This is a genomic window from Pseudomonas lurida (genome assembly GCF_013522705.1).
Taxonomy (GTDB): domain Bacteria; phylum Pseudomonadota; class Gammaproteobacteria; order Pseudomonadales; family Pseudomonadaceae; genus Aquipseudomonas; species Aquipseudomonas quebecensis.
Genome location: NZ_JAAMRE010000021.1, coordinates 53,702 through 66,406, shown reverse-complemented (window position 1 = coordinate 66,406; position 12,705 = coordinate 53,702). Strand labels below are relative to the sequence as shown.

Below are 12,705 nucleotides of genomic sequence, written 5' to 3'. Positions count from 1 at the left end.
TGGGGATAAGTTCCTTGGGTTCAAAGTTGACTGATGGGGCGATCAGCGACATCACACTGCCCGTTCTTGCAGCGCTCACACTCTTCACAGAACGGCGCGCTGCGTTTCAGGCTGGCTATCTGCACACGGCTCAACGGGGCCGGGAGCACCGCCAGCACTTTATCCCTCAGCCCGGGCAGCAACGGCGCCGGAGCAGGCGCGGGAGCACCGCCCAACTGGATCTCCACGCTGCTGAAGATGCCGGCGGCGGACACCGTGATCGTCTGCCCACCGGCCTGAATCGTGACACTGGCACCCGCATCAATGACGACGCTCTGGCCGGCGCCGATTCGGATCACCTGCTCCGCGCGTACCTGCTGCGAACCACCGATCACGAGGTGGTCGTCCTGCTTGAGTTGCGTCAGGCGGTTGCCATGGGTGATGCGCTGCTCTTCACCCTGCAGCTCATGGTGCGACTCGCCGCCCACGGTGATTCGACGCCGGTTGTCCACCCGCACCTGCTGGTCATGCAGCACATGCTGGGTCCAATCGCGCTGGGCGCGCAGGTAGATTTCCTCGGCGCCCTTGCGGTCCTCGATGCGCAGTTCGTTGTATCCGCCGCCGCCAGGGCTGCTTTGGCTGCGCAGGATGCTGCGGGTCTTGTCCGCCGGCAGGTCGAGGGGCAACGGCGTCGCGGCGTTGGCCAGGCAGCCGACCACCACAGGCATGTCCATGTCGCCATTCACAAAACCCACCAGCACTTCCATGCCCACCCGTGGGATCAGTACCGCGCCGTAGCGATCATGGGTCCAGCCGCTGGCGACCCGCAGCCAGCAACTGGAATGCTCGTCATGTGTGCCGTGGCGGTCCCAGGCCAGTTGCACTTTGACGCGACCGTATTCGTCGCAATGGATTTCACTGTCGGTGGGGCCGGTCACCACCGCGTTCTGGTAACCCGTCAGCGGCCTGCGCGATGGCAAGGGTGGGCGAAAAACCACCTCCCAGGGCGCTGCGACGAAGTGGTTGGAGTAGCCCTGACGCATCTCCCCACCGGCGACCTCGGTCACTGCCTCTTCGAGTACCTGGGGCTGGCTGCCCTCATGAGTCACGTCGGTCATGAGCCACAAGTCGTTCCACTCCTGGCGCGGATGCCCGGCCAGCTTGAGGAAGCGTCCGCAGGCGAGCGCCGGCTCATCCCCGCTGCCGACGGCTAAGCGATGCTCGCTGCGGTGACGCTCCAGGCCCCGCTGCGCCAGGTGCTTACCCTCTACACGGTCGGTGAAATGGCCGGGGTAGCCCTGCGCTTCAAGGCGCGGATTCTGCTCGTCGGACACCGTGCTTTCCAGCGTCAGGCGTGGCTTGCGCCAATCGTAATCGCGCAGGCTCAGAGCCGTCGTACAGGTGCGCAGTTGCACCGCGAAACGCTTGATAGCCGGCGTGTCCGCCACCATCCCGGACCCTGCGGCGTAGGGCGTGGCGTGCTCGGCCTGGGCGAACACGGTCTGGTCATCGCCAAATACCAGCAAATGGCCTTCGGGCGAATGCCGAAAGTGGTAGTGAATGCCCAGCTCGGCACACAGGCGCTGGATGAATGCCAGGTCGGTCTCAGCGAACTGCACGCAATACTCGCGTTCGGGGTAGGTGCCACTTAAGCGAAACTCGAATCGATCGGCCTGGATGCCCTGCTCTTTAAGAACCTGGGCAACGATCTGCGGCACGGTCTTATGCTGGAAAATGCGTGGGTGGCTGCTGTGGGCCAGATAGGCCAACTGAGGTACCAGACGAACGCTGTAACGGGTCAGCCGCCGCCCGGAGTCGCCCTGCGCCACATGGTCCACCACGCCATGCACACCGTGCCCATGCGCATCAAACCCCAGATAAGCCTGGCGATGCAGCAGACCTTCCAGGTCAAGGTCAGGCTGCTCGCCGACCAGTTCCAAATCAAAATGATAGGGCCGGCTAAGTACTTCACGACCTTTGAAACGGTAGACCTTTAGGTCGCTGGGCACCCCATCCAGGGTCAGGGTAAAGGCACTTTGATTGGCAGGCGCGAACATCCGATGTTTCTCTGCGAAGGCTGGGGGGGGGCGATTCTGCAACAGTGTCGAGTCCTGCTGAGCACTGCTCGCACAAATCAGTAAAGCCCTACGCACGAGTGTGCGAATCGTCAGCTTGCATGCACCAAATCATTCGCAAAAAAAGGCCCGCTATCCGTAGGACGCGGGCCTTTCGTTTAACTCATCAGACGCTGGGCGCCCGTCGAATTACTTGTTGAGGTTGTAGTCTTTTTCCGCAGCATCAAAACGCTCGACCATACCCGCAGTCGGCGCGCCCAGTTTGCTTACGATGTAGATCGCCAGGCTGGCAAAGATGAAGCCAGGGATGATTTCGTACAGCCCCAGCAGAGCGAAGTGTTTCCACACAATCACGGTAATCGCGCCGACCAGGATGCCGGCCAGAGCGCCATTGCGGGTCATGTTTTTCCAGATTACCGAAATCAGCACCACAGGTCCGAACGCGGCGCCGAAACCGGCCCAGGCGTAGCTCACCAGGCCCAGGACGCGGTTGTTCGGGTTGGCGGCCATGGCGATGGCGATCAAGGCCACCAGCAGCACCATCAGCCGGCCGACCCAGACCAATTCAACCTGGGACGCGCTCTTGCGCAGGAAGGTCTTGTAGAAGTCTTCGGTCAGGGCGCTGGAGCACACCAGCAGCTGGCAGCTCAAGGTGCTCATTACCGCCGCCAGGATGGCTGACAGCAGCACGCCAGCGATCCATGGGTTGAACAGCAGCTTGGCCAGTTCGATAAACACACGTTCGTGGTTCTCGGTCACCGGCCCGGCCACTTCCGGGTGTGCCGAGAAATAGGCGATGCCGAAAAAGCCCACGGCCACGGTGCCTCCCAGGCACAGGATCATCCAGGTCATGGAGATGCGGCGCGCGTTGGCGATCGACTTCACCGAATCGGCCGCCATGAAGCGCGCGAGGATGTGCGGCTGGCCGAAGTAACCCAGGCCCCAGCCCATCAGCGAGATGATGCCGATGAAGGTGGTGTTCTTGAGCATGTTGAAGTTGTCGGGGTTCTTGGCTTCGATCGCCAGGAACGTGGTGTCGACGCCGCCGGTGGCCAGCAGCACGATGATCGGCGTGAGAATCAGCGCAAAGATCATCAGCGTGGCTTGTACGGTATCCGTCCAGCTCACCGCCAGGAAACCGCCAACGAAGGTGTAGGCAATGGTCGCCGCCGCACCGGCCCACAGCGCAGTCTCGTAGGACATGCCGAAGGTGCTTTCGAACAGACGCGCGCCGGCGACGATACCCGAGGCGCAGTAGATGGTGAAGAACACCAGGATTACCACTGCGGAGATGATCCGCAGCAGGCCGCTTTTATCTTCGAAGCGGCTGGAAAAATAGTCCGGCAGCGTCAGGGCGTCGCCGTTGTGTTCGGTCTGTACCCGCAGGCGACCGGCCACGAACAGCCAGTTGAGGTAGGCACCGACGATCAGGCCGATGGCGATCCAGCTTTCCGACAGACCGGACATGTAGATGGCGCCCGGCAGGCCCATCAACAACCAGCCGCTCATATCGGAAGCGCCGGCCGACAAAGCCGTTACCACACTACCGAGGCTGCGACCGCCCAGGATGTAATCGGAAAGGTTGTTGGTGGAGCGATAGGCCATGAAGCCGATCAGCACCATTGCTGCGATATAGATCACGAATGTGATCAGGGTTGGATTGCTAACGCTCATAAGAAGTGACGCCCTGGCTTTGTTTTTATGTAGCGGCGACCTGTCAGACGCCTCCCGTTTAAGGGCTGGACGAACCTGCACGCCGCGCATTTATGACTGGCGTTTCCCCAGGAAAGCCGCCAGCCGATGAACCGAGCCCGTAAGCTGGTTGCACCTTGGCCGCGAATGCTATTCAACAAAGCAAATAAGGTGCAACCAGTTTCTCGAGAATAAGTTGCACCCTGACGCAATTTGCAGAAAAGGCCTCGTTTTTGCTCCTTTTCGGAGCAAGGAGCGCCGATCTCAGAAGTAAATGCACCAAGAAACAGCGGATTGTGCAGCCGCCAAATTATTTCCGACGAAGCCACTCACATTTCACAAATAAAAAGGGTTGCACCCGGTTGCACCTCTTGATGGGCAAAGCTAATCTTGCCGCCAGCTAATGCCACGCGGTAGTGGCACCCATGAGGATAAGAAAATGGCGACGACCACCCTTGGGGTCAAACTCGACGACCCAACCCGCGAACGCTTGAAGGCGGCCGCGACCTCCATTGATCGCACGCCGCACTGGCTGATCAAGCAGGCGATTTTCAATTACCTGGAGAAACTCGAGGGTGGTGCAACCCTGACCGAACTCAACGGCTCGAGCACCAAGGACGCCGACGACGCAGGCGACATCCAGACCGACCACGCCCACCAGTGCTTCCTCGAGTTTGCCGAAAGCATCCTGCCGCAGTCCGTATTGCGTGCCTCGATCACCGCCGCTTACCGCCGCCCTGAGCCGGAAGTGGTGCCGATGCTGATCGAGCAGGCCCGCCTCCCGGCGCCAATGGCCGAGGCCACCAATAAACTGGCTGCCACCATTGCCGAGAAACTGCGCAATCAGAAGAGTGCCGGCGGCCGTGCCGGGATTGTTCAGGGCCTGCTGCAGGAATTTTCCCTGTCGTCCCAGGAGGGCGTGGCGCTGATGTGCCTGGCCGAAGCGCTGCTGCGCATTCCGGACAAGGGCACCCGCGACGCACTGATCCGCGACAAGATCAGCACCGGCAACTGGCAGCCGCACCTGGGCAACAGCCCGTCGCTGTTCGTCAACGCCGCCACCTGGGGCCTGTTGCTGACTGGCAAGCTGGTCGCCACCCATAACGAAGCCGGCCTCACCTCATCCCTGAGCCGCATCATCGGCAAGAGCGGCGAACCGATGATCCGCAAGGGCGTCGACATGGCCATGCGCTTGATGGGCGAGCAGTTCGTGACCGGCGAAACCATCGCCGAAGCGTTGGCCAACGCGAGCAAGTTCGAAGCCAAGGGCTTCCGTTACTCCTACGACATGCTCGGTGAAGCCGCCCTGACCGAACACGACGCCCAGAAGTACCTGGCCTCGTACGAGCAAGCTATTCACTCCATCGGCAAAGCCTCCCACGGCCGTGGGATTTATGAAGGCCCCGGTATCTCCATCAAGCTGTCGGCGCTGCACCCGCGCTACAGCCGTGCGCAATACGAGCGCGTGATGGATGAGCTGTACCCGCGCCTGCTGTCCCTGACCCTGCTGGCCAAGCAATACGACATCGGCCTGAACATCGACGCCGAAGAAGCCGACCGCCTGGAGCTGTCGCTGGATCTGCTGGAGCGCCTGTGCTTCGAGCCGCAACTGACAGGCTGGAACGGCATAGGTTTCGTAATCCAGGCTTACCAGAAGCGTTGCCCATACGTGATCGACTACGTCATCGACCTGGCGCGCCGCAGCCGCCATCGCCTGATGATCCGCCTGGTGAAAGGCGCGTACTGGGACAGCGAGATCAAGCGCGCCCAGGTCGAAGGCCTGGAAGGCTATCCGGTGTACACGCGCAAGGTATACACCGACGTTTCCTACATTGCCTGCGCGCGCAAACTGCTGTCGGTGCCGGAAGTCATCTATCCGCAGTTCGCTACGCACAACGCCCACACCTTGTCGGCCATTTACCATATTGCCGGTCAGAACTATTACCCCGGCCAGTACGAGTTCCAGTGCCTGCACGGCATGGGCGAACCGCTGTACGAGCAGGTGGTAGGCAAAGTGGCCGACGGCAAGCTGAATCGTCCGTGCCGCGTGTACGCCCCGGTCGGCACTCACGAAACACTGCTGGCTTACCTGGTGCGTCGCCTGCTTGAAAACGGCGCCAACACCTCGTTCGTCAACCGCATCGCCGACCAGTCGATTTCGATCCAGGAGCTGGTGGCCGACCCGGTGGCCAGCATCGAGCAGATGGCCACCGTGGAAGGCGGCTTCGGCCTGCCGCACCCGCGCATTCCGCTGCCGCGTGACCTGTATGGCAGCGACCGTGCCAACTCGGCCGGTATCGACCTGGCCAACGAACACCGCCTGGCATCGCTGTCCTGCGCCCTGCTGGCCACCGCCCACAACAACTGGAAAGCCGCACCGATGCTCGGTTGCGCCTCCAGCGAGCAAGCGCCGACAGCGGTGTTGAACCCGTCCGACCTGCGCGATGTGGTCGGCCAGGTACAGGAAGCCACCGTCGAAGACGTCGACAACGCCATCCAATGCGCGATCAACGCCGGTCCGATCTGGCAGGCCACCCCGCCGGCCGAGCGCGCCGCCATCCTGGAACGCGCCGCCGACCTGATGGAAGGCGAGATCCAGCCGCTGATGGGCCTGCTGGCCCGCGAAGCCGGCAAGACCTTTGCCAACGCCATCGCCGAAGTGCGCGAGGCCGTGGATTTCCTGCGCTACTACGCGGTGCAGGCGCGCAACGACTTTACCAACGACGCCCACCGCCCGCTGGGCCCGGTGGTATGTATCAGCCCATGGAACTTCCCGCTGGCAATCTTCAGTGGCCAGGTCGCCGCAGCGCTGGCTGCCGGTAACCCGGTGCTCGCCAAGCCTGCCGAGCAAACCCCGCTGGTGGCGGCCCAGGCTGTGCGCCTCCTGCTGGAGGCCGGTATCCCGGAAGGCGTGCTGCAACTGCTGCCGGGCCAGGGCGAAACCGTCGGCGCGCGTCTGGTGGGTGACGATCGCGTCAAAGGCGTGATGTTCACCGGTTCCACCGAAGTGGCGCGCCTGCTGCAACGCAATGTGGCCGGTCGCCTGGATGCCCAGGGCCGTCCGATCCCGTTGATCGCCGAAACCGGCGGCCAGAACGCGATGATCGTCGACTCCTCGGCGCTGACCGAACAAGTGGTCATCGACGTGGTGTCGTCGGCCTTCGACAGCGCCGGCCAGCGTTGCTCGGCCCTGCGCGTGTTGTGCCTGCAGGAAGATTCGGCGGACCGCGTCATCGAAATGCTCAAGGGCGCCATGGCCGAATGTCGCCTCGGCAACCCGGAGCGCCTGTCGGTGGACATCGGCCCGGTGATCGACGCCGAAGCCAAGGCCGGCATCGAGAAACACATCCAGGCCATGCGCGATAAAGGCCGCACTGTGTACCAGGTGGCGATTGCCGACGGCGAAGAAATCAAGCGCGGCACCTTCGTGATGCCAACCCTGATCGAACTGGAAAGCTTCGACGAACTGCAGCGCGAGATCTTCGGCCCGGTGCTGCACGTAGTGCGCTACAAGCGCAAAGAGATCGACCAGTTGATCGGTCAGATCAACGCGTCCGGCTATGGCCTGACCCTGGGCGTGCACACGCGTATCGACGAAACCATCGCCAAAGTGATCGACAACGTTCATGCCGGTAACGTCTACGTTAACCGCAACATCGTAGGTGCCGTGGTCGGCGTGCAGCCGTTCGGCGGCGAAGGCCTGTCGGGCACCGGCCCGAAAGCCGGTGGTCCGCTGTACCTGTACCGTTTGCTGTCGACTCGTCCTACCGATGCGATCGAGCAATCCTTCGTTCGCGCCGACAAAGTGGCCGCACCGGACATGCGCCTGCGCGACGCCATGAGCCAACCGCTGACCGCCCTGAAAAGCTGGGCAGACAGCAATAAGTTCAGCGAACTGAGCGCCCTGTGCACTCAATTCGCCGCGCAATCGCAAAGCGGTATCACCCGCCAACTGGCCGGCCCGACCGGTGAGCGCAACAGCTACGCCATCCTCCCTCGCGAGCACGTTCTGTGCCTGGCAGACGTGGAAGGCGACCTGTTGACTCAATTGGCAGCGGTATTGGCGGTGGGTGGCTCGGCGGTATGGCCGGAAACCGACCTGACCAAAGCCTTGTTCCCACGCCTGCCGAAGGATATTCAGGCGAAGATCAAGCGCGTAGCCGATTGGACCAAGGACGGCGTGGTGTTCGACGCCGTTCTGCACCACGGCGACTCCGATCAATTGCGCGCGGTATGCCAGCAAGTGGCACAGCGTGGCGGGGCGATTGTCGGGGTGCATGGGTTGTCCCAGGGCGAGACCTCCATTGCGTTGGAGCGCCTGGTGATCGAGCGGGCATTGAGCGTCAACACCGCTGCGGCGGGCGGTAACGCCAGCCTGATGACCATCGGCTAACCCTGAAAGAAATACAGCTGGACAATGTGGGAGGGGCACCCCCCCTCCCACATTCGACTGCATTGCAAATGATCATCTGTGTTTTGCCGTTCCATCACTTAGATCAATCTTGCTATTCACCCTTAATTCGCGCACTTAGACTCAGGCCAATTCCTACAAAGGTAATCCGCCATGTCCGAGACGCTGCTCAGTTCCCGCAATCTGGCTTTCGAGCTGTACGAAGTCCTCGATGCCGAGGGCCTGACCCAGCGCGAGCGGTTTGCCGAGCACAACCGTGAAACCTTCGATGCGGCCATCAGCACCGCACGCAGCATCGCCGAAAAGTATTTCGCGCCCCATAACCGCAAAAACGACGAAAACGAACCGCGCTATGAAGACGGCAAGGCCATCCTCATCCCGGAGGTCAAGCCGGCCGTGGACGCGTTTCTGGAGGCTGGCTTTCTCAATGCCGCGCGCAGTTTCGAGGCTGGCGGCATGCAGTTGCCGACCCTGCTGTCCCAAGCCTGCTTCGCGCACTTCCAATCGGCCAACGCGGCGTCCACCTCGTACCCGTTCCTGACCATGGGCGCGGCCAACCTGATTGAAAGCTTCGGCACCGAGGAGCAGAAACAGCGCTTCCTGCAGCCGATGATCGAAGGACGCTTCTTCGGCACCATGGCGTTGACCGAGCCCCATGCCGGCTCGTCGTTGTCGGATATTCGTACACGCGCAGAACCTGCGGATGACGGCACCTATCGCCTCAAAGGCAACAAGATCTTTATTTCCGGCGGTGATCACCCCTTGTCGGAAAACATCGTGCACATGGTGCTGGCCAAGTTGCCGGATGCGCCGCCTGGGGTGAAGGGCATTTCGCTGTTTATCGTGCCTAAATTCCTGGTCAACGACGACGGCAGCCTGGGCGCACGCAACGACGTGCTGCTGGCAGGGCTGTTTCACAAGATGGGCTGGCGTGGCACCACGTCCACAGCGCTGAATTTCGGTGACAACGGCAACTGCGTGGGCTACCTGGTAGGCAAGCCGCATCAGGGCCTGAGCTGCATGTTCCAGATGATGAACGAGGCGCGTATTGGCGTGGGCATGGGCGCGGTGATGCTCGGCTACGCCGGTTACCTGTACTCGCTGGAATACGCCCGCGAACGCCCGCAAGGCCGCTTGCCGGACAGTAAGGACCCCACGACCGCACCGGTCTCGATCATCCAGCACGCGGACATCAAGCGCATGCTGCTGACGCAAAAAGCCTACGTGGAAGGTGCCTTCGATCTTGGCCTGTATGCGGCGCGCCTGTTCGACGACACCACTACGCTGGTCAGCGAGGCAGAGCGCAAGCAGGCCCACGAATTGCTGGACCTGCTCACCCCCATCGTTAAATCCTGGCCGTCGGAGTTCTGCCTCAAGGCCAACGAGCTGGCGATCCAGATTCTCGGCGGCCACGGCTACACCCGCGAATACCCGGTGGAGCAGTACTACCGTGATAACCGCCTCAATCCGATCCATGAAGGCACCCATGGCATCCAGTCCCTGGACTTGCTGGGTCGCAAGCTGGCGCAGAACGGCGGCGCGGGGCTCAAGCAACTGATCCGCCTGATCGCCGACACCGGCGCGCGCGCCCAGCAGTACCCGTCACTCACCGCATTGCGTGAACCGCTGGAGCACCTGCTCAACAGACTGCAAAGCGTCACACTCGGCCTGTTGACGGACCTCGCGCAAGGCAAGGTCAACAGCAGCCTGGCGAACTCGGCGCTGTACCTGAAGGTGTTCGGGCACACGGTGATTGGCTGGCGCTGGCTGGAACAGGCGATTCGCGCCGAGGAAGGACTGGCCAAGGGCAATGCAGCGGACGCTGCGTTTTATAAAGGCAAGCTCCAGGCTGCCCGGTACTTCCTGACCTGGGAAGTACCGAGCTGCCATCATGAACTGGCGATTCTGGAGGCACGGGACGATACGTGCCTCGCGATGCAGGATGAGTGGTTCTAAGGCTGGATCGCCTTGGAAATCACCTCGACCGTGGCGCTGACTTGCTCTTGGTAACGGTCGAGTTCCTGTTGATGGGCCTGCTGCATTTCGATCTGCTCGGCGCATAGATTCAGCGCCGCCAGCACCAGTAATTTGTCACCGATCAACGTCGGGTACTTCTTCTTGGTGGTGGCCAGGGAGGCCTTGAGCATGGTCACGGCGTGCATCAGGGTCGTGTCTTCCCCGGCCGGCGCCTTGATCGAGTAATCCTCGCCGAGGATCGAAACGACCTTTATCCCTTCATTCATGCGCTCACAGGACCTGCGCTCACGCGCTCAACCAGCGCTTGGATACGGGCAGCGGTAGCACCGTGCTTTTCTTCCTGTTCCATCAGGTTCAGTTGCAGGCTGTCGTTTTCATCCTTGGCACGAGCGAGTTCTGCCTTAAGGGCTTCATTGCTGCCCAGCAAGTCCTGGTTTTGCTGTACCAAGTCGCTGACCAGTTGTTCCAGTTGGCTGAGGGATGCTTCTAACATTTTGATTTCTCGAGCTTTTTAAAAGGGCGGTGACGATAAAGAAAATTCACCTCGGATGCCAGGCTTATCCCGGCGCGCAGCCCGGTTTTTCAAGGGGCAGGCCACGCTTTCGAGCCTTAGTGACTGCAATTCCCCCATCTGGTTCCTGAATCGGCCAAACCCCTCGTCAGGTGCGACAAAAACGCACAGCCCCCTTTAGACTTTAGTCTTACGACCGATAGCCATGCACATCCCGTCTCACGGCCGCACGGATCGCGCTTTTCCCCCTTCAGGATTTCAGCATGTCGCTTCGTAATATGAATATCGCGCCGAGGGCTTTCCTCGGTTTCGCGTTGATTGGTGCACTGATGTTGTTTCTCGGTGTGTTTGCCCTGAACCAGATGAGTAAGATCCGAGCCGCCGCGCAAGACATCACCCTGTCCAGTGTGCCGAGCATCCGCGCACTGGATGAATTCACCCAACTGACCCTGCGCCTGCGGGTACTGTCGTACCGCCTGCTGACCAATCGCGAACCGGACGTGCAGCAAAAAACCCTGGAAGCGTTCGAACTGCGCAACCAACAGATCCGCACCGCCCAGGCTACCTACGAAAAGCTGATTGAAAGCCGCGAGGAGCGCGCTGCCTACGATGAGTACGTGCAGCTGCTCGGCCAGTACCACCAGATCGAAGCGCGCATGAAGAGCCTGTCCCTGGCTAATCAGATGGATCAGCTGCGGACCCTGCTCAACACTGAGCTGTTGAGTAACTCGGAGCAGGTCAACGCAGTACTGACACGCCTGCTGGATATCAACAACAGCATGGCGCTGGCGACCAATCAGGAAGCCAAGGATCAATACACCCTGGCCTTTGACCTGGTGGTGGGCCTGCTGGTGCTCGCCACCGCGTTGACGATGCTGTTCGCCTGGCTATTGACCCGCAGCATCACGCTGCCGATTTCCCAGGCATTGAGCGCCGCCGAGACCATCGCCGAGGGCAACCTGACGCAGCCGGTCCAGGTCGAAGGCAACGACGAAGCCGGTCGCCTGCTCGCCGCCATGGCGAAGATGCAGACCAAATTGCGCGACACCCTGCAGCGTATCGCCGGCTCGGCCACTCAGTTGGCCTCGGCGGCGGAAGAACTGAACGCAGTCACCGACGAAAGCGCGCGCGGCCTGACCCGACAGAACAACGAAATCGAACAGGCCGCCACGGCGGTCAACGAGATGACCAGCGCCGTCGAAGAAGTCGCGCGCAATGCCGTGAGCACGTCCGAAGCCTCACGCAATGCCACCGCTTCAGCCGGCGACGGCCGCGATCTGGTGCAGGAAACCGTCAGCGCCATCGAGCGTATGAGCGGCGACGTGCAGGCCACCGCCACCTTGATCGGTGACCTGGCCACTGAGTCGCGGGACATCGGCAAAGTGCTGGATGTGATCCGCGGCCTGGCCGACCAGACCAACCTGCTGGCCCTGAACGCCGCCATCGAAGCGGCTCGTGCCGGTGAAGCCGGGCGTGGATTTGCGGTGGTCGCCGACGAAGTCCGCGCCCTGGCCCATCGCACGCAGCAGTCCACCAGCGAAATCGAGCGGATGATCGGCAGCATCCAAGCCGGCACCGAACACGCCGTGAACTCGATGCGTAACAGCACCGAGCGCGCGGAATCGACGCTGAACATCGCCAAAGGCGCAGGGATGTCCCTGGAGACCATCAACAGCGCAATCGTCGAGATCAACGAACGTAACCTGGTGATCGCCAGCGCGGCGGAAGAGCAGGCGCAGGTGGCGCGGGAAGTGGATCGCAACCTGGTGAATATTCGTGATTTGTCGGTGCAATCGGCTACGGGCGCCAGCCAGACCAGCGCCGCGAGCAGCGAATTGTCACGCCTGGCGGTAGACCTGAACGGGATGGTAGGCCGCTTCCGCCTCTAACTGCCTGCACAGGCTTGAAAAATGTGGGAGAGGCTTGCCCCTCCCCCATTTGGATCCAGGTGAATCAGAAAAGCTTTTTGACAGGGCGGCAATTCAACAGGTTAGAATCCCTGGCACGCAGACTGCATGGTCAGTTTGCGCCTCGTCTTATGTATCTGCTTATGGAGTACT

At 61.4% G+C, this 12,705-nt stretch carries 7 protein-coding genes and 1 pseudogene; 4 read left to right on the top strand and 4 right to left on the bottom strand.

The features are described from left to right. Window positions 1–20 precede the first annotated feature (20 nt). Both tssI and putP read right to left on the bottom strand, forming a co-directional pair. Window positions 21–2,036 (bottom strand): type VI secretion system tip protein TssI/VgrG, encoded by a 2,016-nt coding sequence (gene tssI / locus G7025_RS17490; protein WP_181080387.1) that lies wholly within the window; start codon window positions 2,034–2,036, stop codon window positions 21–23. 207 nt (window positions 2,037–2,243) lie between these two features. Beyond that, window positions 2,244–3,728 (bottom strand): sodium/proline symporter PutP, encoded by a 1,485-nt coding sequence (gene putP / locus G7025_RS17485; RefSeq protein ID WP_181080386.1) that lies wholly within the window; start codon window positions 3,726–3,728, stop codon window positions 2,244–2,246. Window positions 3,729–4,185: 457 nt separating this feature from the next. On the opposite strand from putP, the gene putA reads away from it, so the two are divergent. Both putA and G7025_RS17475 read left to right on the top strand, forming a co-directional pair. Continuing rightward, entirely contained in the window at window positions 4,186–8,139 is a 3,954-nt protein-coding gene (putA, locus tag G7025_RS17480; RefSeq protein WP_181080385.1) for a trifunctional transcriptional regulator/proline dehydrogenase/L-glutamate gamma-semialdehyde dehydrogenase, read from the top strand. Between the two features lie 171 nt (window positions 8,140–8,310). Continuing rightward, complete coding sequence (locus tag G7025_RS17475; protein WP_181080384.1) at window positions 8,311–10,113, top strand: acyl-CoA dehydrogenase; 1,803 nt, start codon at window positions 8,311–8,313, stop codon at window positions 10,111–10,113. Here G7025_RS17475 and G7025_RS17470 read toward each other — a convergent pair. Both G7025_RS17470 and G7025_RS17465 read right to left on the bottom strand, forming a co-directional pair. Next, window positions 10,110–10,400 carry a cell division protein ZapA gene (locus tag G7025_RS17470; RefSeq protein WP_181080383.1) on the bottom strand — a complete coding sequence of 97 codons (291 nt, stop codon included), beginning with the start codon at window positions 10,398–10,400 and terminating at the stop codon, window positions 10,110–10,112. The genes G7025_RS17475 and G7025_RS17470 overlap by 4 nt on opposite strands. Further along, entirely contained in the window at window positions 10,397–10,627 is a 231-nt protein-coding gene (locus G7025_RS17465; RefSeq protein WP_024073014.1) for a hypothetical protein, read from the bottom strand. Before G7025_RS17465 ends, G7025_RS17470 begins: the two co-directional genes overlap by 4 nt. Before the next feature lie 281 nt (window positions 10,628–10,908). On the opposite strand from G7025_RS17465, the pseudogene G7025_RS27145 reads away from it, so the two are divergent. Beyond that, window positions 10,909–11,679, top strand: a pseudogene (locus tag G7025_RS27145) (MCP four helix bundle domain-containing protein); the annotation flags it as partial. After that, entirely contained in the window at window positions 11,662–12,534 is an 873-nt protein-coding gene (locus G7025_RS27140) for a methyl-accepting chemotaxis protein (protein WP_370694756.1), read from the top strand. The pseudogene G7025_RS27145 and the gene G7025_RS27140, both read left to right, overlap by 18 nt. Window positions 12,535–12,705: the final 171 nt, after the last annotated feature.

Excerpts from the sequence above, each read along its gene's own strand:
- G7025_RS17475 (WP_181080384.1), top strand. The coding sequence starts at position 8,311 with ATGTCCGAGACGCTGCTCAGTTCCCGCAATCTGGCTTTCGAGCTGTAC.
- tssI (WP_181080387.1), bottom strand. The coding sequence starts at position 2,036 with ATGTTCGCGCCTGCCAATCAAAGTGCCTTTACCCTGACCCTGGATGGG.
- G7025_RS27140 (WP_370694756.1), top strand. The coding sequence starts at position 11,662 with ATGGCGAAGATGCAGACCAAATTGCGCGACACCCTGCAGCGTATCGCC.
- G7025_RS17465 (WP_024073014.1), bottom strand. The coding sequence starts at position 10,627 with ATGTTAGAAGCATCCCTCAGCCAACTGGAACAACTGGTCAGCGACTTG.
- putP (WP_181080386.1), bottom strand. The coding sequence starts at position 3,728 with ATGAGCGTTAGCAATCCAACCCTGATCACATTCGTGATCTATATCGCA.
- putA (WP_181080385.1), top strand. The coding sequence starts at position 4,186 with ATGGCGACGACCACCCTTGGGGTCAAACTCGACGACCCAACCCGCGAA.
- G7025_RS17470 (WP_181080383.1), bottom strand. The coding sequence starts at position 10,400 with ATGAATGAAGGGATAAAGGTCGTTTCGATCCTCGGCGAGGATTACTCG.